This is a genomic window from Amycolatopsis sp. NPDC051716 (assembly GCF_040681595.1).
Lineage (GTDB): Bacteria > Actinomycetota > Actinomycetes > Mycobacteriales > Pseudonocardiaceae > Amycolatopsis.
The window spans coordinates 231,791-252,747 of record NZ_JBFAZA010000012.1 but is presented as its reverse complement, the minus strand read 5'-3'; the positions used below and the strand labels follow the sequence as shown (position 1 = coordinate 252,747).

The following is a 20,957-nucleotide window of genomic DNA, read 5'->3' as shown; positions in this document are numbered from 1 at the left end:
GCGGCCAGCTCATCATACGACGGACGAACACCTTCCCCCACAACAAGATCATCCCACAGTCCCGTTCACAGCCCAGAAACGACCTGAACAGTCACCGAAGGGGTGTAAGGGGTGAGCCCTGTCCGAACCGTGGAACAGCGGAAAGTCCGGCAGGGAAACCGAAGCGTGGGGAATCGGCGCTATCGACCACAACGCGAACCAACCACGAGGAGCGCCGATTTCCCACGCCACGGCGAAGCCGCATCTTGAAAACCCGAGTACCGAGCTGCGGTGAAAGCTGCGGGACGCCTCAGAAGCCGATCGTCGAAGGCCGTTGGGCGACCAGAGCCGTTGCCGGTGGCTCGACCGCCGCGCAATGGGTCCCCGGCGCCGGCAGCTTTCCGGTGATCAGGTAGTCGTCGGTCGCCTTCGTTACGCACGTGCTGTTCTTGGAGTACGCGCCGTGGCCCCAGCCGTCGTAGGTCAGCAGCGTGTTGCCCGTCTGGCGGGCCACCGCCTGCGACCACGCGTACGGTGTCGCCGGGTCGTGCCGGCTGCTCAGCACCAGCAACGGGGGTGCGCCGTGCACCTGCAGCGGGTGCTGCGGGTTGCTGGTGCGGTTCGGCCAGCCGATGCAGCCGGTGACCGCCCGCCAGCCGAGGGAGTTCACCTTGATGTCCGGGGCGAACGCCGCGGACACCCGGCGGTAGGTCTCCAGCTCCGCGAAGTTGTGCACGGGCATGCGCCAGTCGTCGCAGAACACGCTCTGGAAGACGTAGTTGATCGGGATGTCGTCGCGCAGCCGGGCCGATGCGGCCGGTGCGGTGCCGTCCGCCAGTGCCTTGAGCACCGTCGCGAGCGTGGCCCAGCTCGGGGCGTAGAAGTTGCCCTGGAAGATCGACGAGAGGTCCAGCGGCTCGATCACTTCTCCGCTCTGCGGGTCCTTGAGCTCGCCGCGCGCGGCCTTGTCCTGCAGGTCGCGGGTGAGCTTGGAGACGTCGCGGCCGTGCAGCGCGCAGCTCGGCGTGCGGGCGCACCAGGCGGCGAACTCGCCGAACTCCGCCTGCACCGAGCGCGTTTCGCTGAGCAGGAACTCGGCCGCGGTGAACTGCGAGTGGTCCATGTTGCTGTCCAGCACGAGCGCGCGGACCTTGTCCGGGAACAGCTCCGCGTACTGCTGACCCATCAGCGTGCCGTAGGAAACGCCGTAATAGGTCAGTTTCGGCTCGCCGAGCGCGACGCGGATGGCGTCCATGTCCCGCGCGACGCTCTTCGTGTCGCCGAACTGCCCCAGCGGCCCGGAGATGCGGTTGCAGCTTTCGCCGAGCTTCCGGTTGTACTCCGCGAGCTGGTCGAACTCGGCCTGGTTGCGCGGCACGCGCGGGTGGTCGGCGATCAGTTCCTCGAGCCCGCACGAGATCCGGGTGCTGGCGCCGACGCCGCGCGGGTCGAACCCGACGGTGTCGAAGCGCCGGGTGATCTCGGGCGAGAGCGACCAGCCGTACTTGACCTCCTCGGTGCCCGATCCGCCGGGGCCGCCCGGGTCCATCAGGACCGAGCCGATCCGGGCCTGGGGGTCCGTGGCTTTGCGCCGGGCGAGCGCGACGGACATGGTGCCCCGGTCCGGGTGCGCCCAGTCCACCGGCACGGTCACCGTGCCGCAGTCGACGCCGGGCGCGTCGGCGCACGGCTGCCAGTCAACGGATTCCGCAGCCGAAGCGGGCGTTGCCGCCAGCAGGCTCCCCAACACCGACGTCACCGCTGCGGCCGTCACCAGCCGCTTGCGCACCCCCGCCATCGCCCGTCCTCCCCCTCACCGACAGTACCCGACCCACTCCAGCAAATCACCGATCCGGTGATCACGCCAGCTTCCCAGGTGAGTCACGCCTTCACGTCCACAGTGGATGATCGCTCGGCCCGCCGGAGCCAGGCGGTGGCCAGCGCGCCGAGCACGCACAGCGCCGCCAGCACGCCGAAGGCCCAGCCGAACCTGGTCGCCGGGCCCGCGCTCAGGCCCCGGGACAGCACGATCACGCACAGCGCGCCGCCGAGGGCGCCGCCCACGCGCAGCACGATGTTGACCAGCGCGGTGGCGTGGCCGAGCTCGGCGGCGGCGACCGACGCGTACGCCGCCGTCGACGCGGGGAGGATGGAAAGCCCGAGCCCGGCGCCGCGGACCAGGAGCAGGGCCTGGATGAGCCACGTCGGCGTCTCCGGGCCGAGCCAGGGCATCGGCACCGTGCTCGCCAGCACCACCAGTGACCCGGTGAGCGCGACGGTCCCGCCGCCGTAGCGGTCGGTCAACCGCCCGGCCACGACCACGGACACCGTCGTGGCCAGGCCCATCGGCGCGAGCAGGACGCCCGACTCGGCGGTCCCGGCGCCGAGCCGGAGCTGGAACCACAGCGGCAGCAGCAGGACGGCGCCGAACATCCCGGCGCCGCCGAGCAGCACGGACGCGAGCGCGGAGCCCAGCACCGGCCGCGCGGCGAGCCGCAGCTGCAGCACCGGGTGGGTGGTGCGCAGCGACCACCAGGTGAACAGGCCCATGGCGGCGGCGCCGATGGCCGCGAGAGCGATGTCGAGCGAGCTGGGGGCGGCGAGTTCGGTGAGCGCGTAGACGAGCAGCGGCAGGCCGAGCGACACCATGGCGAGGCCGCGCCAGTCCATCGGCGGTGGCTGCTGCCGGTCGCCGCGCGGCACGTACCGCAGCGCCAGGCCGAACGCGAGCAGTCCGATCGGGAGGTTCAGCCAGAACAGCACCGGCCACGAGAAGTGCGCGAGCAGGAAGCCGCCGACGCTCGGCCCGACGACCGGGGCGAGCCCGACCACCAGCGCGAGCGTGCCCATGGTGCGGCCCAGCCGTTCCGGGCCGACGGCCAGCCCGATCACGGTCTGCCCGGCGGTGACCATGACGCCGGCGGCCATGCCCTGCACGGCCCGGACGGCGATCAGCGTGCCCGCGTCCGGGGCGAGGGCGCACACCACCGACGTGAGCAGGAACGCGGCCAGCGCGCCGAGCCACAGCCGTCCGGCGCCGAACTTGTGCCCGAGCCACGGCGTGAGCGGGAGCGCGGCCGAGAGGCCCAGCAGGTACGCCGTCGCGACCCACTGGATCTCGACGAGTGCGACGCCGAGGCTGTCCCGCATCGATTCGAGCCCGACGGCGACGATCGAAGCGTCCATGTTGCCCAGGAAGCCGCCGAGGGCCATCACCCCGGACGCGATCCAGACGGTGCGCGGGATCGGCGGCGGGGCGGGGCGGAGTGCGGTCATGGTGCCGACGGTAAAAGCTCCAGGAAGGTTGAAGTCAACCTTGCCCGGCGGCCGGGCCGGCGGATCGGGCGCGGCGATCGCGCTCGTGTCACTGGGCCGATCGGCGGAAAACCACGCTCCGGCTGCCCGCGTTGAGCCCCCGGTAGTGCTCGAGGGCGGACACGGACTCGGTGACCTGCTCGAAGCTCGGCAGGGCGCGCACGTTCGCCACCAGCGTCATGTCCTTGCGCGGGATTTCGACGAAGCACACCTCGACGCCGGCGTGCTCGGCGTGGGTGGCCACCTCGGCCTGCCAGGTCGGCAGATCCAGCTCGTCCCCGAGCCATTCGTGCAGGTAGACACACCACTTGCCGCGCAGCAGCTCACCCGCGATGGCTTCCAAGCCGACCACGTACGGCTCGGTCACGCGCTCGGCCATGACCGTTCCCCGCAACACCAAGGCACTGCTTCCCTCCTGCACCCGGCGGCGACCCCTACCGCCGGAAAGCGCTCTCTCGGCGGTGGCCTCCCCGCTCCGCCGAGCAGCGCGAACCCCGGTGGCCGATGACCGAACACCGGGGTCCGCCAACTTACCGGTGGATTTGGTTCCCAGCAACCGTTTCCCGGAGATCACGGAAAGCGTGTGCACAATCGGCGTGCGGATGCACGGTCATTTCAGCCGGGTGCGCAGCAGGTTGGGTGAGCCGCCGAAGTACGCGCTGTCGGCCACATACAGCGTGTCACCGCGGACGGCCACCGACGTCGGGTTGGCCAAGCCATCCGAAATGGACAAAATGGTCCGGACCCGGTCGCCGCTGACCGTGATGACCCGGTTCTCCTGGTTGACGGCCGCGACGACGTCCTCGCCGTGGAAGGCGAAGTCGTCGACCGGCCCGAGACCCGAAGCGACGACCCGGCCGGGTGCTCCGCTGAGCGAGAAGCGGACCAGCGTGCCGCGATCCAGGTTGGACACCCAGAGCGCGCCGTCGTGGACTTTCACGCCGTTCGCGCCGAAGCCGCCGGCCGGGGCGAGCAGTGCGCCGGTGGCCCAGTCGGTGACCTGGCCGGTGCGAGGGGAGACGCGCCGGACGACCGAGCCGAACGAGTCGGCGACGAAGATGTCGCCGCTGGCGGGGTCGCGCGCGACGCCGTTCTGGAACCCTGAAGGCGGTAGGGCGGCCACCTGCACCGGCGCGGCCCCGGGGCGCACGCGGTAGAGGCCGGTGGCGGCCGTGCCGGTCGAAACGGCCACGTACAGGTCGCCGCCGGGGGCGCGGACGAGGCCGCCGAGGAACAGTTTCCGGTGCACCACCGGGACATCGCCGTCGGCGGGGACCGGGATGCGGGCGATGACGCCGATCCGGCCGCCGGGCGTGACCCGGCCGATTTCGCCGGTGTAGGCGAAAGTGAGGTCGGCGGAGCCGTCGGGCTCCAGGGCGATGTTCTCGGGCTGCTGCCCGGCGGAGAGGTCGAGCGGGATGATCCTGGCCGCCGCTTGGGCGGGTGCGGCCGGAACGGCGAGGACGGCGGCCGCGGCCAGCGCGACGCCGATCTGCTTGATGCGCAAGGGAACTCCGGTTCGTGGAGGGACGGTCCTTCGACCGTAGGCCCGGAGCGCACCCGGTCGCCAATAGCTCAGCCTGGGCCGGTCATCGGAAAACCGATCACAGATCGCGGGCGAAGCAGCGCGAGAGCGCTTCGCCGCGGTACGGCCCGTACGCCTCGATCGGTTCGTAGCCTTCGCGCTGGTAGAACCGGATCGCGTCCGGCTGCCCGGTGCCGGTCTCCAGCAGCAGCCGGGTGATCCCCAGGCCTCGCGCGTGGTCTTCGAGGGCGCGCAGCAGGGCGGCCGCGACGCCGGTGCCGCGGGCCGTCGGCTCGACGTACATGCGCTTGACCTCGCCCGATCCGGGGCCGAGCAGCCGAAGTCCGCCGCAGCCCACGGCGGTGCCGCCGGCGTCTCGCGCGAGCAGGAACACGGCGACGGTTTCGGCGGTGGGCATCGCGCCGGGTTCGTGGTCGTCGGTGCCGTAGCGGGCGTCGAGTTCGGTCCGCTGGGCTTCGCGCAGGCGGACAGCGTCGGGATCGTCCCAGGTCACCGGGGTGATCGTCAGCGTGCAACCGATCATCAAGGCAGCCTCCCTTTTCCGTAACAGCCGTTACCGTAGCAGCTGTTACGCTTCTCGTGAAGGAGGTTCGATGCCGAAGCAGCGTGACGTCCAGGCGCAGCGAGAGCTGCTGTCGAACGCGACCTGGGAGGTGCTCGCCGCCGACGGCCTGCCGGGGCTGACCCTGCGCGCGGTCGCCGAGCGCGCCGGCTGCACCACCGGCCTGGTGATGCACGCGTTCCCGACGAAGAAAGCGTTGCTGCTGCACGCACGTGACCTGCTGTACGCACGCACGGCGGTCCGCGCGGACGCGGCCGAAGCGGCGGCCGCGGACGCGTCGGGCGCGCTCGCGGCGGTGCTGGGCCAGGCGGTGGACCTCCCGCACGGCCACCACGAGGAATCCCGGGTCTGGGTGGGCTTCCTGGCGGCGGCCCTGGCCGACGACGACCTGGCCGAGCGCCACCGGGCGGCGAACCGTTCGTTCCTGGCCCGCGTCCGCCGGCTGGTGGCGGCCTGCCGTCCGGAGTGGACGGACGAGCGGCTCGAGCTGACGACGAAGAGCCTGGTGGCGTTGGTGGAGGGGCTGAACGTCCTGGCCGCGGCCGACCCGAAGACCTACCCCGCGCGACTGCAGCGGGCCGCGCTGGCCGAGGCGCTCGCGGCGATCACGCCGCCGGGCCGAAGCGACGGCGATAAGCACTCGGGCTGAGACCCGTGTGGCGGCGCAGCTGCGCTCGCAGGTTGGCCGCCGTCCCGAATCCGCTCAACGCGGCCACGCGGTCCAGCCGCAGCTCGCCCCGCTCGATCAAGCGGCACGCCAACGTCACCCGTTCCGTCGTCAGCCACGCCAGGGGTGTCGTGCCCAGCTCGGCGCGGAACTTGCGGTGCAGCGTCGCCGGGCTGGTCGCCGCGCGCGTGGCCAGGTCCGTGATCGTCAACGGCGTGTCCAGCCGCTCGAGGGCCCACGCCAGGACCGGGGCCAGCGAGGTGTCCGGCACCGCGGGCACCGGGCGCGCGATGAACTGCCGCTGCCCGCCGTCGCGGTGGCCGGTGAACACCAGGCGGCGGCTCACCGCGTTGACGACTTCGGCGCCGTGGTCGCGCTGGATGATGTGCAGGCCCAGGTCGAGCGAGGCCGCGCTGCCCGCCGCCGTCAGGACGTTGCCCTCGTCGATGAACAGCACGTCCGGTTCCCACCGCACCCGCGGGAACTTCGCGGCCAGCGAAGCCGCCCACTGCCAGTGGGTGGTCGCCCGCTTGCCGTCGAGCACGCCCGCCTCGGCGAGGGCGAACGCTCCCGTGCAGAAGCTCACCAGGCGGGCGCCGCGGCCGGCCGCCCGGCGGATCGCCGCGATGATCGCCGGGGCCGTCGGGACGCCGGTGTTCGGGCGGGCCGGGACGATCAGGGTGTCCGCCGTGTCGGCCGCCTCGAGACCGGCGACGCCGGACAGCGTGAACATGCCGAGGTTCATCCGGACGTCCGGCGTCGCCGCGCAGAGCGTGAAGTCGTACCAGGGCCGGTCGAGTTCGGGGCGGCGGAGGCCGAACAGCTCGGTCGCCACGCCCATTTCGAAGGGGTTCGACTCTTCGGTGACGATCGCGGCGACCCGGTGCGAGAATTCTTGCGGCATGTGCGATTCCTAGCACTCCCCGGCCGCCGGAGCCAGGCCGAGGATGGTCGGCATGAACCCGATCGACCTCAACGAAGTCCTCGCGAGCTTCGACGCCGCTTGGAGCCCGCGCATCGTCACCCGCGTCAACGACTACGACATCCGCCTCGCGCGGTTCGACGGCGAGCACGTCTGGCACGTCCACGAGAACACCGACGAGTTCTTCCTCGTCCTCGACGGCGAGATCGAGATCGGCCTGCGCGATCCGGCGGAACGGGTGGTCACGCTCGGCCGCGGGCAGGTCTTCGTGGTCCCGAAGGGGACGTTCCACAAGCCGTCGTCGAAGGCGGGGGCGAGTGTGCTGCTCGTCGAGCCGGCGGGGACGCTCTCGGTCGGCGACGTGCACGACGAGGTCCCCGACCACGTCGACGTGACCACCGGGCACCTCGTCTGACGTCGAAGCACGCGGACTGACCTGCTGAGTCCTATCCCGGGACGGCGTACCCTCGGCCGCATGAAACGGACATCGTTCGCGCAGTGGCCGTGCTCGATCGCGCGCACCATGGATCTGCTCGGCGACTGGTGGACCCCGCTGGTGCTGCGGGACGCCTTCTACGGCGTGCGCCGCTTCGACGAGTTCCAGCAGGCCCTCGGCATCGCGCGCAACACCCTCGCCGACCGGCTCAAGCGGCTGGTCGACGAGGGTCTGCTGGAAAAGGTGCCGTACCAGACCGAGCCGGTGCGCCACGACTACGTGCTCACCGAAAAGGGCCGCGACTTCTACCCCGTGCTGCTCGCGATGACCCGCTGGGGCGACAAGTGGCTCGCGGCCGAGGCCGGCCCGCCGATCACCGTGCACCACCTCGCCTGCGGGCACGACACGCACGCCGAGATCGTCTGCGCCGACTGCCGCGAACCGATGACCCCGGACGACACGCGGATGCGCCGCGGCCCCGGCTTCCCGGCCCGGCTGGCGCGGCGCCCGGACGTCGAGGAGCGGTTCGCGCGGCAGGAGTAGCCGTTGACAGGGTAGGTCTATCTACGCAACTATCGTGGTCAGCAGCCTCGGGAAAGGGAGTGCGACCACGATGGAGTGGACGGGTGCGCGGTACGCCGACCTGCCGACGGCCGAGGTCTCGACCTGGATCGACGCCGCGCCGGAGGACGTCTGGCCGGTCGTCTCGGACATCACGCTGATGCCCGAGACGAGCGCGGAACTCCAGTCCGTCGAGTGGTGCGAGGAAGGCCGCAAGTTCCTCGGCCGCAGCAAGCACGACGCGTTCGGCGAGTGGGAGACGACCTCGTACGTCGTGGAGTGCGAAGCGCCGCGCGTCTTCGCGTGGGCCGTGCAGGATCCCGAGGAGCCCAGCGCCGTCTGGAAGTTCACCCTCGAGCCGGACAACGGCGGCACGCGCCTGAGCCAGTGGATGCGGATGGGGCCCGGCCGGTCCGGGCTGTCGTTCGCGATCGACCGGATGCCGGAGAAGGAACAGAAGATCGTCTTCGTCCGCATGCGGGAGTTCGAGACGGCGATGCGGACCAACCTCGCCGCGATCAAGACCCGGATCGAAAACCGATGAGGACCGCGACCACCGTCGAATTCTCCACGGACACCCGCACCACGCTGGACTTCGTGCTGGAAGCGGAGAAACTCGGTCTCGACGTCTGCTGGGTGGCCGAAGCCTGGGGCTCGGACGCGCCGTCCGCGCTCGGCTACCTCGCCGCCCGCACCGACCGGATCCGGCTCGGTTCCGGGATCATCCAGCTGGGCACCCGGACGCCGGTCGCGATCGCGCAGGCCGCGCTCACCCTCGCCGACCTCTCCGGCGGCCGGTTCGCGCTCGGCCTCGGGCCGTCCGGGCCGCAGGTCGTCGAAGGCCTGCACGGCGTCCCGTTCGCGAAGCCGCTGACGCGGATGCGCGAGACCGTCCAGATCATCCGGCAAGCCTTCGCGGGGGAGAAGATTTCGTTCTCCGGCAACGCCTTCGAGATCCCGCTGCCCGGTGAAGCCCGCCCGATGCGGCTGTCCACCGCGCCGAACCCGGACATCCCGATCTACCTGGCGACGCTGTCGCCGAAGCTCCTCGAGCTCACCGGCGAGGTCGCGGACGGCTGGCTCGGGACCAGCTTCGTGCCCGAAGGCGCCGACGCGTACTTCGACCACCTCGACGCCGGGCTCGCGAAGGCGGGGAGGCAGCGCAAGGACATCGACGTCTGCCAAGGCGCCGAAGTCGCCTTCGCCGACAACGAAGCCGAACTGCGCGATCTGATCGCCAGCCGCAAGAAGGAACTGGCCTTCAGCCTCGGCGGAATGGGCTCGGCCAGCACGAACTTCTACAACAACGCCTACAGCCGCCAGGGCTGGGCGGACGTCGCCGCCGAGGTGCGCGAGCGCTGGCAGGCCAGGGACCGCGACGGCGCCGCCGCGCTCGTCACCGACGAAATGGTGCTCGGCACGACGTTGCTCGGCACCGAAGAGATGGTGCGGGAACGCTTGCGCGTCTGGCGTGCCACCGGCATCGACACCGTCCGGCTCTACCCGGCCGGCGAAACGCTCGAAGCGCGGTTGACGACGCTGGGTCGCGCGCTCGACCTGCTGTGAAGGGGACCGCCATGGGCGAGTGGCAGCGCACCGCGTGCAGCCTCTGCTACCTCAACTGCGGGCTGGAGGTGCAGCTCGACGGCCGGAAGATCACCCGCGTCCGCGGCGACAAGGCGCACCCGCGCTCGGGTGGTTACCTCTGCCAGAAGGCGCAGCGCCTGACCTTCTACGGCGACCACGAAGACCGCCTGACGACGCCGCTGCGCCGGCGTCCCGACGGCACGCACGAGCCGATCGGCTGGGACACCGCGCTCACCGAGATCGCGGCCAAGCTGCACGCGATCCGGGACGCCGACACCGCGGCCGGGCGGCCCGGCTCGTTCGCCTACGTCGGCGGCGGTGGCCAGGGCAACCACTCCGGCGGCGCGTACGGCACGTCGCTGCTGAAGTGGATGAACTCGACGCGGCACTTCAACGCGCTGTCGCAGGAGAAGACCGGCGACTTCTGGGTCAACGGGCAGCTGTTCGGCTCGACCCTCGTGCACACCGCCGAGGACGTCGAGCACTGCGACCTGCTCGTCGTGCTCGGCTGCAACCCCTGGCAGGCGCACGGGTTCAACAACGCCCGCCAGGCGCTCAACACGCTCAAGAACGACCCGGACCGGCGGATGATCGTGCTCGATCCGCGGCGCACCGAGACCGCGGAGATGGCCGATCTGCACCTCCCGCTGCGCCCCGGCACCGACGCCTACCTGCTGGGCGCGATCCTGGCGCTGCTGCTCGAGCGGGGTGCCGCCGACGAGCGGTTCCTCGCGGACCGGACCGAAGGGTTCGACGAGGTCGCCGCCGTGCTGGCGAAAGTGCCGGTGGACGCGTGGATCGCGCACGCCGAAGTGTCCCGTGTGGACGTCGAGCGGGCCGTCGACCTGATGTGCGCGGCCCAGGCGATGACCGTGCGCGTCGAGCTGGGCATCCAGCAGGGCCGGCACTCGACGCTCAACAGCTACCTCGAGAAGCTGCTGTACCTGCTCACCGGGCACTTCGGCCGGCGCGGCACGAACAACCTGCACTCGTGGCTGCTGCCGCTGTGGGGCTCGACGACCGGACAGCGCTCCGAGATCACCGGTTTCGAGTACATCGGCGGCCTGCTGCCGGCGAACACCCTCGCCGAGGAGGTGCTCGCCGACCACCCGAACCACGTCCGCGCGGTGTGGGTGGAATCGTCGAACCCGGCCAACACCTTCGCCGGGACACGGGACGTCGAGCGCGCGCTGGAGGCCGCGGAGCTGTCCGTGGTCGTCGACGTCGCCTACACCGAGACGGCCGCGCTGGCGGACTACGTGCTGCCCGCGGCGTCCCAGCACGAGAAGTGGGAGTTCACGCTCTTCACCTTCGATTGGCCGACGAACTACTTCCAGCTGCGACGGCCGTTGCTGGATCCGCTGCCGGGCACGCTCGTCGAGGCCGAGATCTACGCGCGGCTCTTCGACGCGCTGGGCGTGCTGCCGCCGTCCGGCGTCCTCGCTTCGCTGGCCGCCGGGCCGCGTTCCGAGCTGCAGGCGGGGATCGGCGCGCTGGTCCGGGCGATGCCGGAGCGCGCGGCGATCCTGCCGGTGCTGCTCTACCGCACCCTGGGCGCGTCGCTGCCCGACGGCGCGGCGTCGATCGCGCCGCTCTGGGCGGGCTGCCACCGCGCGGCGAAGACGATGACCGTGCCGGTGCAGCGCGCGCTGGGCAGCCCGGCCACCGGTCCGCAGCTCGGGGAAGAGCTCTTCGAGCGGGTGCTGGCCGGTCCGACGCCGTTTTCGGCGCACGAGCAGGACGAAGTGTGGAGCCTGCTGCGCCGCTCGCGGATCCGGCTGGCGGTACCGGAGCTGCTGAATTGGCTGGCCGCGCTGGACCCGGCCGCCGAACGGCCCGACCCGGCGTTCCCGTTTTCGCTGGTCAACGGGCAGCGGCGGGCGCACAACGCGAACCAGATCCTGCGTGACCCGCGCTGGCGCCGCACGGATCCGGACGGCGCCCTGCGCGCGCGTCCCGAAGAACTGGCGTCGATCGGCGCGTCCCCGGGGGACTGGGTGGCCGTCGTGACGCCGGCGGGCCGGGTGGTCGTCCGCGCCGAGGCCGACCCCGCGATGCGGCCGGGCCAGCTCGCGTTGCCGCACGGCTACGGCATGGCCCACCCGGCCGCCGACGGCCGCCGCGTGGTCAGCGGCCCGCGGATCAACCTCCTGACGGACGCGCTCGATCGCGACCCGATCGCGGGCACGCCGCACCACAAGGACGTCCCGGCGCGCCTGGAACCGGCGACCGAAGAGGAGCGGGCGCGCGCGGAGGCGGACAGCGCGCGCGTCCGCGAAACCGTCGCGAGTGGACGGACCGCCCGTTAGTTGACCTGCCGCGACTGACCCTGCCAGAACGGCTCCCGGAGCTTGAACTTCTGGATCTTGCCCGTCGCCGTCCGGGGCAGCTCGGCCAGGAACTCGATCCGCTTCGGGCACTTGTACCCCGCCAGGTACCCGCGGCAGTGCTGGATCAGTTCCTCGGCCGTGACGTCCCCGTCGACCACGACCAGCGCCGTCACCAGCTCGCCCCACTTCCGGTCCGGGATGCCGATCACCGCGGCCTCGCGGATCGCCGGGTGCGAGTTCAGCGCGTCCTCGACCTCGATCGACGACACGTTCTCGCCGCCCGAAATGATCACGTCCTTCTTGCGGTCCGCGATCGTCAGGTAGCCGTCTTCGAACGCGCCGCCGTCGCCCGTGTGGAACCAGCCGCCTTCGGTGACCCGCGCGGTTTCCGAAGGGTTCTCCCAGTAGCCGTCGAGGTTGTGGTTCGACTGGGCGAGCACCTCGCCGTCGGTGTCCACGGCGATCCGGACGCCCAGCGCCGGCGTTCCCGCACGGCCCAGCAGCCGGGCCTGCTCGTGCGGGTCGAGCTCCGCCCACTCGCTGCGCATCCGGTTGACCGTCAGCAGCGGCGCGGTCTCGGTGAGCCCGTAGATCTGGATGAACTCCCAGCCCAGCTCCGCCCGGACCCGTTCGATCGTGCGCGTCGGCGGTGGTGCGCCGGCCACGACGATCCGGACGCGATCGCGGCCGGGGATCTCGCCCTCCCAGCTCGCGGCACCGTCGAGCGCCGCCGTGACCACCGCGGGTGCCGCGCAGAGGATCGTCACGCCGTGCTCGTCGATGCGCCGCAGGATTTCGGTGCCGTCGACCTTCCGCAGCACGATGTGCCGCCCGCCGAGGCCGGTCACCGCGTACGGCATGCCCCAGCCGTTGCAGTGGAACATCGGCAGGGTGTGCAGCAGGACGTCGTGGTCGCTCAACGTCGTGTGCAGGCCGAAGACGGCGGCGTTCAGCCAGATGTTGCGGTGGGTGAGCTGCACGCCCTTCGGCCGGGCGGTCGTCCCCGACGTGTAGTTGATGGTGGCGGTGGCCGTCTCGTCGCCGGCCCAGGGCCGGGGCGTCCCGTCGCCGCCCCAGATGGCGTCGTCGTCGCGGCCGATGACGAACACGTGCTTCGCCGTCACCGTGTCCAGCAGGTGCGCCAGCTCCGGGTCGACGATCAGCACCTCCGCCCCGGAGTGCTCCACTATGTACTTGACCTCGGCGGGAGCCAGCCGGAAGTTCACCGGCACCAGGATCCGGCCCCAGCCGGACACGCCGAAGAACGACACGAGCAGCCGCGCGGCGTTGTGCGACACCATCGCCACGCGGCCGCCGGCCGGCACGCCCAGCGCGTCGAGGTTGGCGGCCTGCGCGCGGGCCCGGCGCGCCACCTCGCGGTAGGTGAGCGATCCCCAGCTCGGCGCGGGCTGGTCCGGCTCGTCGACCACCGCGACGCGGTCCGGGTACACCGTTTCCGCGCGGTCGAGGAAGTCCCGGACACCCAGATCGAAGAACATCCTCCGATGATGACCCTTCCTGGATGCCCGCACCAGTCCGATGTGGTTCGCTGGACCACGATGGACTTCGACACGGTGGCCGGCGAACTCTACGGGGGCGACCTCGCGGAGTTCGTCAGCGCGCGCAACGCGGCGGCGAAGGCGGCGAAGGCCGAGGGAGATGCCGAGCTCGCGAAGCGAATCCAGCAGCTTCGCAAGCCGACCACGGCCGCGGCGATCGTCAACGGTCTGGCCGGGGACGACTCCGCCCAGCTCCGCGAGCTGGCCGAGCTCGGCGCCGAACTGCGGGACGCGCACACGCGCCTGGCCGGCGACGAGCTGCGCGCGCTGACCCGGCGCCGCGGCGAGCTGGTGCGGCGGATCCTCCACGAGCTGCCCTCGATGAGCGACACGGTGACCCGCGAGGTGGAGGCGACCCTGGAGGCCGTCGCGGCCGAGCCGGACACCGCCGCGCTGGCGCTGGCCGGGCGGCTGACGTCGGTCGCGCACCAGGACACCGACCAGTGGTTCAGCCTCGCCGCGAGCGTCCCGCCCGTCACCGGGAAGCGCTCGGAGAAGCTGGTGGACAAGGCCGAACCGGCCCGGCCGAAACGGGACCACCGGCGCGAAGAGCGCGAACAACGCGAAGAGGAAGAGGAGCGGAAACGGGTCCGCGCCGAACGCGAGCGCTTGCGCAAGGAAGCCGCCGAGCGCGACAAGGAACGCGCGGTGGCCGAGCGCGACCTGGTCCGCACCGAGCGCGCGGCCGAGCAGGCCACGGCCCGCGTCGACGACCTACGTGAGCGCCTGGCCGAAGCCGAGGAACGCGCTGGGCGGGCGACGGCGGAGTTCGAGACGGCGAAAGCGGCCTTCGACGAAGCCGACGAGGCCGCCTCCGCCGCGCGGAAAGCCGCTGACGCCGCCCGCTGAGCCGTGCCGGCGTGCGGGTGCGCCCCGGACTGCCCGGCTGATCAGAGCAGCACGTCCGCGAGCCGCCGCTGGTTCGCCAGCTCCACCTCGGGGGACGCGCCGAGCACCTGCACCGCCACGTGATCGGCTCCGGCGTCCACATGGGACAGCAAGCCCTTGGCGATGGTCTCCGGCGTGCCGTGCAGGACGAGGTCGTCGATCAGGCGGTCGCTGCCGCCGCCGGCGACGTCGGCCTCGGTGTACCCGTGGCGCAGCAGGTTGTTCACGTAGTTGCGCAAGCCCAGGTACGGCGTCTGGACGTACGGCCGCCCGATGGCGCGCGCGGCCACCGGGTCGTCGTCCACGACCACCTTGTGCTCCGGCGCCAGCAGCTTGCCCGCGCCCAGGATCGCCCGCGCGTGCCGGGTGTGCGTGACCGGCACGAGGTACGGGTGCGCGCCCGCGCTGCGCTCGGCGGCCAGCTTCAGCACGCGGTCGCCGAGCGCGGCGAGCACCCGGGCCTCGGCCGGGACGCCGGCCGCGTCGAGCCGGTCGAGGTAGTCGACCATCTTGGCGTACGGGCTGCGGTATTCGGTGACCGACTCGGGGTGGCCGACGCCGATCCCGAGCAGCAAGCGCTTTCCGTAGCGGTCCGCAAGCCGGTGGTAGGACGCGGCGAGCGTCTCCGGCTCGTCGACCCACATGTTGACGATCGCCGTCGCCACGGTGATCCGCTCGGTGGCGGCGAGGATCTCCTCGACGAGCGCGAGGTCGCCGACCGAGTTGCGGCCGGTGCCCAGCCACACCGCGCCGTACCCCAGCCCGTCCGCCGCGATCGCCTGTTCCTTGCGGGCCACGTCGTCGCGGTGCGGGGCCAAGAACACGCCGAACTTGCCCGATACATTTGTCATATTGAGCAATGTAGCAAATGTAGCGATCAGTGCGCCAGGCGGTGCAGCCACTCTTGCAGCATCAGGCGTTCGGTTGGGGTCAGCGCTCGGTCGTCGTTCTCGATGGCGGTCGACAAAGCGACAGCGAGGGCGCTCACGGACGAGCCTTCGGTGGGCCGGTCGGCGAGCAGCCCGGCCAGTACCGCCTCCCTGACCTGCGCGGACATCGTCAGGTCGCGGCGGCCTTCGGGCTGGGCGATGAGGCTGAGCGTGACGCCGCTGTTGGCCGCCGCGAACTGCCGCGCGGCCTCCGCCGCCTCGACGCGCAGGCGGCCGTCGCGCGCGAGCGGCGTGAAGAGGTCCAGAAGCATCGCTTCGGCGCTCGACGTGAGGTTGCACGGCACGCCCGGCTCGATCTGGCCGTAGAGCAGCACGTAGAACGCGGGGTGCTCCAGGCCGTACTCGACGTGCCGGTCCCAGCCCGCCCGGATCCGCTCCACCGGGTCCCCGCCCGGCTCCGGAGCCTGGACGTACTGGGTGAAGCCGTAGTTGACGACCGCGTCGAGCAGGCCCTGCTTGCTGCCGAAGTGGTGGTACAGCGTGGGGGCCTGGACGCCGGCGCGCTCGCAGATCGCCCGCGTCGAGACCGGCCCGTCGCCGGCCTCGTGCAGGAGCTGGCCGGCGGCCATGAGCAGGCGGTCGCGGGTGCTGGTGGCGTTGCTCGATCGTCCGGCCATGTAGCAATTGTAACGACGGTTTGTAGCGATCAGCGCAGCCGCTGCTGGACCCGCCGGAGCCCGGCGAAGGCGGCCAGCACGTCCGGGTCGGTCGTGGCCGCGGCCGGGCGGACCGACCGGTAGCCGTCCAGGAGCGCCTCCTTCAGCTCTTCGCGGTGCGGCAGGTGCGCGAGGGCGGCGCAGGCGACGGCGAGGTCGTAGGCGTAGTGCCCGTACCCGCAGTCGTCGAAGTCGATCGCGTGCACCCGGCCGCGGTGCAGCAGGTAGTTCTCCTGGTGGAGGTCGCCGTGCACCAGGCCGAAGACGTCGGAGCCGAAGCCCAGCTCGGCCCGCACCGCGCGGACGCGCGCCACCGCCCTGCGGATCCGTTCGTCGCCGCCGGCCGCCGCGACGGCCCGCTCGACGACCGTCGCGGAGAAGCCGTCCACCTGCGTGCGGCCGAACTCCGTCAGGTCGTCGACGCGGCGGCGGTCGAGGCCGTTCATCCGCGCGCCGTGCAGGTGCAGCCGCGCGGTGAACTCACCCACCGCGTACAGCTGCGGCGCGCTGAGCCGTTCGTCGACGAACCGGCCCTCGACCCAGTGGCAGAGCACGCAGGTGCGTGGCTCGGGCACGGCGGGGTCGGCGACCACGGTGACCAGGTCCCGCGCGCGCGTCGGCACCGGCTGCGGGACGACGAGCCCGGTTTCGCGCCGCAGCGTGGCCAGCCAGGCCATCTCGGCGCGGACCTGCGCGACGCCGGGGCCGTCCGGCCGCTGCACCCGCAGCACGTACCGGTGCCCGTCCGCGCCGTCGACGCGGAACGCCGTGTTCTGCCCGTGGGCCAGCGGCGTCAGGCGAGCGACCGGCACGGCGTAGGCCGTCAACGCCGCTTCGGCAAGCCGGCGCAGGCGGCGCGTCCGGCCGGCGCGGTCGAGCTCGGCGAACGGCCGGGTGTTCGCCTGGAAGTCGGCCATCGCCCAGGTGTTCAGCTGATCGACCGTTCCGGCTCGCGGGAGTGCGAGACCAGCTCGATGGCCGGCGTCGTGTGCCGCCCGCCGCCGAGCCGCTCCACGCCGCGCAGTCCTTCGACCAGCCGCTCGACCTCGGTGTCCGGCCGCACCCCGAAGCGCATGAACTGGCTGGTCATGCCGATCTTGTTGCCGCACTGGCGCACCAGCAGGTGGTGCTCGGCGAGCATGAAGATCACGGTCTCGGCGAGGGAGTTCAGGTTCCACTTCGGCAGCGCGGCCGACAGCTTGCGCGTCAGTGCCGGGTTCGAGACCTGGTAGCCGAACCGGATCCCGTGCAGCCCGAAGTTCTTGCCGAGGCTCTTCAGCACGATCACGTTCGGCCGCACGACGGCTTCGGCGGCGACCGACGGGTTCCGCTCGACCTCGACGAAATCGACGAACGACTCGTCGATCACCACCAGGTCGAGGTCCTCGAGCGCGTCCATGAACCGGAGCACCTCGCGGCGCGGCAGGTACCCGCCGTCGGGGTTGTTCGGGTTGCACAGCACCGCGACGCGGGAGCCGCGGCGCTTGATGAACTCGATGTACTCGTCCACGCGCAGCTCGAAGTTGTCCGCTTCCTTGAGCAGGAACATGTCGACGCGCTTGCCGGTCTCCATCGGCTGGTCGGTCCAGCGGCCGAACGTCGGGATCGGGACGGCGACGCTGGAGTCGACCAGCAGCTGGTCGATCCAGGTGATCAGTTCGGTCGAGCCGTTGGCCAGCGAGATCGTCGACGGGTTGAGCCGCAGCACGCTCGCCAGCTGCGCGGTGATCGCGGCCGCCTCGCTCGGGTAGAACTTGAGGATCGTGCGGAGGTTCCGTTCGAGCTCACCGAACATCGCGTCGGTGGGGAAGTACGGGTTGCAGGGGATGCAGAAGTCCGCGAGGTCGTCCGCGTGCCGGCCCATCGCCCTGGCCACGGAGAAGAACGACGGGCTGTGGGCCTGGTTCTGCTGGAAAAGGCCGTGGGGGGTTGTACCGTGCCGCACGCGTGTTCTCCGTCCGCCGTTTTACCGGCCCCTTGCCTTCCCGTTGAGGACACGTACGAATCGGACGGCCGGTTCAATGCCGGACAACGCGTGGATTCCGGTGCCCGCCAGAACCGCGGCGGCCAGCGCGGACAGCAGCATGAGCGGCAGCGGCGCGGCCAGCGGGTCGATGCCGGTGAACGACTCGACGCCGATCACGGCGGTGAGCACGGCGTCGGCGGCGACGGCCGTCTGGACGACGCGCAGCCGGTGCGCTTCGGAATGGCCGGTGAACCGCAGGATCCAGGCCAGCGCGGGCAGCACCAGGATCGCGTGCATGGCGACCGCGTGCAGCGGCTTCAGGGAGCCGGCGGTGGTGTAGGCCAGCTGCGGGTCGCCGCCGCGGGCCGCGACCACCCCGCGCCCGATCATCACCGCGCCGGTGGCCAGCGCGACCAGCAGCACGGCCAGGCCGGCGCGGACGGCCAGGCGCAGGCTCGGCGCGGCCGGGCCCGGCTCGACGAGCGCGGTCGCCGTGAAGCCGATGACGGTCAGGACGAGCACGCCGCCGCCCGCGGCGAGGGTCATCGAGACGAAGCTGTCGAACGACGTTTCGAAGTCGAAGTGCGACGGCACCCCGCGCCACGCCTGCATGCTGACCAGGGCGACTTCGGCGACACTCGCCGCGGTGAACGCGCCGAGCAGGACGTTGCGCGCCCGGGGGCGCATGGTGAGGAACGACGTCGCCCAGGCGACCGACGCGAGCGTCAGCCCGAACGACAGGCCGAACGTGACGGCCTTGCGCATCGACAGCGGGCCCAGCCACGAGCCGCCGGTGGCGATGAGCACGAGAGCGTGCGCGGCACCGCTGAGGAACAGCGCCGCGCCGACGGCGTAGGCGATGCGCTCGGCTCGCCGCCCGTCGGACCAGATCCGGGTCAGTGCGTTCATACCCCGGAGTGTGGCGGGCCCGGCAGGGTCGCCGCGTCGGCCCGGCGGCGGCACCGCGACGTACGACGACGGGCGTACGGCAATCGGCGAGTGTGTCGAAAAAGTGCCGGTAAAGGAATTCCCCGGTTCTTGACGGAATATTAACGAAAGGCGTGTCGGGAGCCACTCGCCAGGCGGATGCGGTGCGGACGAGAGCGTTCTACTCTGCAAACATGTACATCGCACTGCTGACCTATACGGCGCCCGAAACAGAAGTCGACTACGCGCTTCCCGATCATTCGGAGTGGTTGCGTAAACAATTCACAAAGGGACTCTTCCTGGTTTCCGGAAAGGGCAACGGCGCGGCCGACCACGTGATCCTGACTCGCCCGGTGCTGCGCGGCAAGCTCGACGCCGTGCTCGCCAGCGACCCGTTCGTGGTCCGGCGGCTCGCGCGCTACGACGTCATCGAGTTCACCGCCACGCGCACCTGCCAGGAGCTGCTGGCGATCAACGAGGCCATCGCCTCCTGAGGAGCCGTCAGAGTCGGGTGGCCCGGCGACGAAGCCCCGCCACCTGACGGCGAAGAACACTCATCCGCTGGTCCGCTTATGATCACGACGCACGGACGTCCAGCAGGGAGAGTGCGATGAAGACCCCCGACCTCGTCTTCCGGGGCCGCCGGTTGAGCAGCGACCGCGCGCTGGTGCTGGCCGCGGCCGAGTCGCTCCCCGAGGCCCGTGACGCCGTCGCCGACGGCGCCGATCTCGTGAGTTTCCCCGGATCCGAGTCCCTCGTCGAGGCGGCACGGGCGGCCTTTCCCGGCCTCGTCATCGGGGTGGACACCGCGGACCCGTCGGTCGCCGCGGCCTGCTGCGAAGCGGGCGCCGACCTGATCGTCGCGCGGGCGGACCTCGCCGAAGTCGCGGCCCGGTACGGCGTGGGTTACGCCGCTCCCTCGATCCCTTCGGCGGCCGGTTTGTCCGTTGTCATGGACATCGGGGTGTTCCGGACGCCGTTGCCGCCGGGAGACGTGCCCGTGCTGGCTTCGGTGGCCGGGGACGGCACGCCGGCCGGCCTGGCGCGGACGGCGGTCGCGGCCTCGGCCGGGGTGGCGATCATCCGCACCAAGCACGTCCGCCAGGTGCGCCACGTGGCGGAGATGGCGGCGAGCATCGCGGGCACCCGCCCGCCGGCGAAGGCGGTCCGATGGGAGTGATCCGCCAGGTCTGGCCGTCCTCGCGCGAGCTCGCGACGGACGACCTCGAGCGGCTGTACAGCTACCCGGCGGACCCCCGCTGGCTGGCGGTGAACTTCGTGTCGAGCACGGACGGCGCGATCGCGGTCGAGGGCCGGTCCGGCGGCCTGTCGACCCCGGCGGACCGGATCGTCTACCGCCTCGGCAACGACCTCGCGGACGTCGTCCTGGTAGGCGCCGGGACGGCGATGACGGAGGGTTTCCGGGGTATGCGCCCCGACGCCGCCACGGCCGAACGCCGCAGCCGGTTCGGCCTGGCCCCGATCGCCCCGGTGGCGGTGGTGACGACCGGCCGTTCCCTGCCGCCGGACGCCCCGGTGATCACCGAGGCGGCGGTCCCGACCCTGGTGTTCACCTCCGCGGCCGCGCCTTCGGCGTTACGCGAGGCCTGGGCGGCGCACGGCGCCCGGGTGTTCGTGGTGGGGGAGCCGGCGGTGTCGGCCGAGCGGGTGGTTTCGACCTTGGTGGCGGAGGGGCTGGGCCGCATCGATTGCGAAGGCGGGCCGAGGTTGTTCGGCTCGCTGATCGAGGCGGGCTTGGTCGACGAGTTCCGGTTGACGGTGGCGCCGTTCTTGGTGGCGGGAACGTCGAGCCGGGCTTCTCTCGGCGCGGCGGTCGATCCGGCTGCGCTGGAGCTGGCGTCGGTGCTCACCGATGGCGCCAGCGTTCTGCTGAGGTACCTGGCACTTCGCTAGTTTTGTCGGTCCCTTGCGGTAGTGTGGAATTCGGGGGCTCCCTCGCGCGGGTTTCCGTTGTGCCACAAGCGAATCCGCCGCTCGAACGCCCGCCTGAGTTCACCCGGTCCAGCGATGACGTTCGCACATTTGTTCGGGTACCGTCGAAGGCATGACCACGACCCGAAGACCTCCGCGGCACCGCGATCCGGT

General features: G+C 71.6%; 22 protein-coding genes. 10 read left to right on the top strand and 12 right to left on the bottom strand.

Annotated elements, in window-relative coordinates:
* Window positions 1-289: 289 nt before the first annotated feature.
* From AB0M30_RS19240 to AB0M30_RS19220, 5 genes are all read right to left on the bottom strand, one after another.
* Window positions 290-1,777: an alpha/beta hydrolase gene (locus tag AB0M30_RS19240; RefSeq protein WP_364585341.1), complete on the bottom strand. Its 1,488-nt coding sequence runs from the start codon at window positions 1,775-1,777 to the stop codon at window positions 290-292.
* A gap of 83 nt (window positions 1,778-1,860) precedes the next feature.
* Window positions 1,861-3,255, bottom strand: a complete 1,395-nt coding sequence (locus tag AB0M30_RS19235; RefSeq protein ID WP_364585340.1) for an MDR family MFS transporter — start codon at window positions 3,253-3,255, stop codon at window positions 1,861-1,863.
* 88 nt (window positions 3,256-3,343) lie between these two features.
* On the bottom strand, window positions 3,344-3,673 hold the full coding sequence (locus tag AB0M30_RS19230; RefSeq protein WP_364585339.1) for a hypothetical protein: 330 nt from the start codon (window positions 3,671-3,673) through the stop codon (window positions 3,344-3,346).
* A gap of 231 nt (window positions 3,674-3,904) precedes the next feature.
* Entirely contained in the window at window positions 3,905-4,801 is an 897-nt protein-coding gene (locus tag AB0M30_RS19225; RefSeq protein ID WP_364585338.1) for a hypothetical protein, read from the bottom strand.
* A 97-nt stretch (window positions 4,802-4,898) separates the two neighbouring features.
* Window positions 4,899-5,363 (bottom strand): GNAT family N-acetyltransferase, encoded by a 465-nt coding sequence (locus AB0M30_RS19220; RefSeq protein ID WP_364585357.1) that lies wholly within the window; start codon window positions 5,361-5,363, stop codon window positions 4,899-4,901.
* Window positions 5,364-5,433: 70 nt separating this feature from the next.
* On the opposite strand from AB0M30_RS19220, the gene AB0M30_RS19215 reads away from it, so the two are divergent.
* Complete coding sequence (locus AB0M30_RS19215; protein WP_364585337.1) at window positions 5,434-6,051, top strand: TetR/AcrR family transcriptional regulator; 618 nt, start codon at window positions 5,434-5,436, stop codon at window positions 6,049-6,051.
* Here AB0M30_RS19215 and AB0M30_RS19210 read toward each other — a convergent pair.
* Window positions 6,008-6,973 (bottom strand): helix-turn-helix domain-containing protein, encoded by a 966-nt coding sequence (locus AB0M30_RS19210; protein ID WP_364585336.1) that lies wholly within the window; start codon window positions 6,971-6,973, stop codon window positions 6,008-6,010. The two genes, AB0M30_RS19215 and AB0M30_RS19210, sit on opposite strands and share 44 nt — an antisense overlap.
* 43 nt (window positions 6,974-7,016) lie before the next feature.
* Between AB0M30_RS19210 and AB0M30_RS19205 the strand changes: the two genes are divergently transcribed.
* From AB0M30_RS19205 to AB0M30_RS19185, 5 genes are all read left to right on the top strand, one after another.
* Window positions 7,017-7,406 carry a cupin domain-containing protein gene (locus AB0M30_RS19205; RefSeq protein ID WP_364585335.1) on the top strand — a complete coding sequence of 130 codons (390 nt, stop codon included), beginning with the start codon at window positions 7,017-7,019 and terminating at the stop codon, window positions 7,404-7,406.
* Window positions 7,407-7,466: 60 nt separating this feature from the next.
* The gene (locus tag AB0M30_RS19200) at window positions 7,467-7,970 is read left to right on the top strand and encodes a helix-turn-helix domain-containing protein (protein WP_364585334.1); all 504 of its coding nucleotides are present in this window, start codon (window positions 7,467-7,469) and stop codon (window positions 7,968-7,970) included.
* 70 nt (window positions 7,971-8,040) lie between these two features.
* Window positions 8,041-8,532 (top strand): SRPBCC family protein, encoded by a 492-nt coding sequence (locus tag AB0M30_RS19195; protein WP_364585333.1) that lies wholly within the window; start codon window positions 8,041-8,043, stop codon window positions 8,530-8,532.
* Complete coding sequence (locus tag AB0M30_RS19190) at window positions 8,529-9,554, top strand: LLM class flavin-dependent oxidoreductase (protein ID WP_364585332.1); 1,026 nt, start codon at window positions 8,529-8,531, stop codon at window positions 9,552-9,554. Before AB0M30_RS19195 ends, AB0M30_RS19190 begins: the two co-directional genes overlap by 4 nt.
* Window positions 9,555-9,565: 11 nt before the next feature.
* Complete coding sequence (locus tag AB0M30_RS19185; protein WP_364585331.1) at window positions 9,566-11,884, top strand: molybdopterin-dependent oxidoreductase; 2,319 nt, start codon at window positions 9,566-9,568, stop codon at window positions 11,882-11,884.
* On the opposite strand, the gene AB0M30_RS19180 is transcribed toward AB0M30_RS19185, so the two are convergent.
* Entirely contained in the window at window positions 11,881-13,404 is a 1,524-nt protein-coding gene (locus tag AB0M30_RS19180; RefSeq protein ID WP_364585330.1) for an AMP-binding protein, read from the bottom strand. The two genes, AB0M30_RS19185 and AB0M30_RS19180, sit on opposite strands and share 4 nt — an antisense overlap.
* 60 nt (window positions 13,405-13,464) lie before the next feature.
* Between AB0M30_RS19180 and AB0M30_RS19175 the strand changes: the two genes are divergently transcribed.
* Window positions 13,465-14,313: a hypothetical protein gene (locus tag AB0M30_RS19175; protein ID WP_364585356.1), complete on the top strand. Its 849-nt coding sequence runs from the start codon at window positions 13,465-13,467 to the stop codon at window positions 14,311-14,313.
* Window positions 14,314-14,354: 41 nt separating this feature from the next.
* Here AB0M30_RS19175 and AB0M30_RS19170 read toward each other — a convergent pair whose 3' ends face one another.
* Genes AB0M30_RS19170 through AB0M30_RS19150 form a run of 5 tightly spaced genes read right to left on the bottom strand, consistent with a single transcriptional unit; the run spans window position 14,355 to window position 18,833 of the window.
* On the bottom strand, window positions 14,355-15,203 hold the full coding sequence (locus AB0M30_RS19170; protein WP_364585329.1) for an LLM class F420-dependent oxidoreductase: 849 nt from the start codon (window positions 15,201-15,203) through the stop codon (window positions 14,355-14,357).
* 26 nt (window positions 15,204-15,229) lie between these two features.
* The gene (locus AB0M30_RS19165) at window positions 15,230-15,919 is read right to left on the bottom strand and encodes a TetR/AcrR family transcriptional regulator (RefSeq protein WP_364585328.1); all 690 of its coding nucleotides are present in this window, start codon (window positions 15,917-15,919) and stop codon (window positions 15,230-15,232) included.
* A 29-nt stretch (window positions 15,920-15,948) separates the two neighbouring features.
* Entirely contained in the window at window positions 15,949-16,875 is a 927-nt protein-coding gene (locus tag AB0M30_RS19160; protein WP_364585327.1) for a phosphotransferase, read from the bottom strand.
* An 11-nt stretch (window positions 16,876-16,886) separates the two neighbouring features.
* Window positions 16,887-17,903 carry an aminotransferase class I/II-fold pyridoxal phosphate-dependent enzyme gene (locus AB0M30_RS19155; RefSeq protein ID WP_364585326.1) on the bottom strand — a complete coding sequence of 339 codons (1,017 nt, stop codon included), beginning with the start codon at window positions 17,901-17,903 and terminating at the stop codon, window positions 16,887-16,889.
* A 21-nt stretch (window positions 17,904-17,924) separates the two neighbouring features.
* The gene (locus tag AB0M30_RS19150) at window positions 17,925-18,833 is read right to left on the bottom strand and encodes a hypothetical protein (RefSeq protein ID WP_364585325.1); all 909 of its coding nucleotides are present in this window, start codon (window positions 18,831-18,833) and stop codon (window positions 17,925-17,927) included.
* A gap of 212 nt (window positions 18,834-19,045) precedes the next feature.
* Here AB0M30_RS19150 and AB0M30_RS19145 point away from each other — a divergent pair, with 212 nt between their 5' ends.
* The 3 genes from AB0M30_RS19145 to AB0M30_RS19135 all read left to right on the top strand — a co-directional run bounded on the left by AB0M30_RS19145 (window position 19,046) and on the right by AB0M30_RS19135 (window position 20,765).
* The gene (locus AB0M30_RS19145) at window positions 19,046-19,345 is read left to right on the top strand and encodes a hypothetical protein (RefSeq protein WP_034284548.1); all 300 of its coding nucleotides are present in this window, start codon (window positions 19,046-19,048) and stop codon (window positions 19,343-19,345) included.
* Window positions 19,346-19,461: 116 nt separating this feature from the next.
* Window positions 19,462-20,031, top strand: coding sequence for a dihydropteroate synthase (locus AB0M30_RS19140; RefSeq protein ID WP_364585324.1), 570 nt, complete (start codon window positions 19,462-19,464; stop codon window positions 20,029-20,031).
* Entirely contained in the window at window positions 20,028-20,765 is a 738-nt protein-coding gene (locus tag AB0M30_RS19135; RefSeq protein ID WP_364585355.1) for a dihydrofolate reductase family protein, read from the top strand. Before AB0M30_RS19140 ends, AB0M30_RS19135 begins: the two co-directional genes overlap by 4 nt.
* Window positions 20,766-20,957: the final 192 nt, after the last annotated feature.

Excerpts from the sequence above, each read along its gene's own strand:
- AB0M30_RS19240 (WP_364585341.1), bottom strand. The coding sequence starts at position 1,777 with ATGGCGGGGGTGCGCAAGCGGCTGGTGACGGCCGCAGCGGTGACGTCG.
- AB0M30_RS19235 (WP_364585340.1), bottom strand. The coding sequence starts at position 3,255 with ATGACCGCACTCCGCCCCGCCCCGCCGCCGATCCCGCGCACCGTCTGG.
- AB0M30_RS19230 (WP_364585339.1), bottom strand. The coding sequence starts at position 3,673 with ATGGCCGAGCGCGTGACCGAGCCGTACGTGGTCGGCTTGGAAGCCATC.
- AB0M30_RS19220 (WP_364585357.1), bottom strand. The coding sequence starts at position 5,363 with ATGATCGGTTGCACGCTGACGATCACCCCGGTGACCTGGGACGATCCC.
- AB0M30_RS19215 (WP_364585337.1), top strand. The coding sequence starts at position 5,434 with ATGCCGAAGCAGCGTGACGTCCAGGCGCAGCGAGAGCTGCTGTCGAAC.
- AB0M30_RS19210 (WP_364585336.1), bottom strand. The coding sequence starts at position 6,973 with ATGCCGCAAGAATTCTCGCACCGGGTCGCCGCGATCGTCACCGAAGAG.
- AB0M30_RS19205 (WP_364585335.1), top strand. The coding sequence starts at position 7,017 with ATGGTCGGCATGAACCCGATCGACCTCAACGAAGTCCTCGCGAGCTTC.
- AB0M30_RS19200 (WP_364585334.1), top strand. The coding sequence starts at position 7,467 with ATGAAACGGACATCGTTCGCGCAGTGGCCGTGCTCGATCGCGCGCACC.
- AB0M30_RS19195 (WP_364585333.1), top strand. The coding sequence starts at position 8,041 with ATGGAGTGGACGGGTGCGCGGTACGCCGACCTGCCGACGGCCGAGGTC.
- AB0M30_RS19190 (WP_364585332.1), top strand. The coding sequence starts at position 8,529 with ATGAGGACCGCGACCACCGTCGAATTCTCCACGGACACCCGCACCACG.
- AB0M30_RS19185 (WP_364585331.1), top strand. The coding sequence starts at position 9,566 with ATGGGCGAGTGGCAGCGCACCGCGTGCAGCCTCTGCTACCTCAACTGC.
- AB0M30_RS19180 (WP_364585330.1), bottom strand. The coding sequence starts at position 13,404 with ATGTTCTTCGATCTGGGTGTCCGGGACTTCCTCGACCGCGCGGAAACG.
- AB0M30_RS19175 (WP_364585356.1), top strand. The coding sequence starts at position 13,465 with ATGGACTTCGACACGGTGGCCGGCGAACTCTACGGGGGCGACCTCGCG.
- AB0M30_RS19170 (WP_364585329.1), bottom strand. The coding sequence starts at position 15,203 with ATGACAAATGTATCGGGCAAGTTCGGCGTGTTCTTGGCCCCGCACCGC.
- AB0M30_RS19165 (WP_364585328.1), bottom strand. The coding sequence starts at position 15,919 with ATGGCCGGACGATCGAGCAACGCCACCAGCACCCGCGACCGCCTGCTC.
- AB0M30_RS19160 (WP_364585327.1), bottom strand. The coding sequence starts at position 16,875 with ATGGCCGACTTCCAGGCGAACACCCGGCCGTTCGCCGAGCTCGACCGC.
- AB0M30_RS19150 (WP_364585325.1), bottom strand. The coding sequence starts at position 18,833 with ATGAACGCACTGACCCGGATCTGGTCCGACGGGCGGCGAGCCGAGCGC.
- AB0M30_RS19145 (WP_034284548.1), top strand. The coding sequence starts at position 19,046 with ATGTACATCGCACTGCTGACCTATACGGCGCCCGAAACAGAAGTCGAC.
- AB0M30_RS19140 (WP_364585324.1), top strand. The coding sequence starts at position 19,462 with ATGAAGACCCCCGACCTCGTCTTCCGGGGCCGCCGGTTGAGCAGCGAC.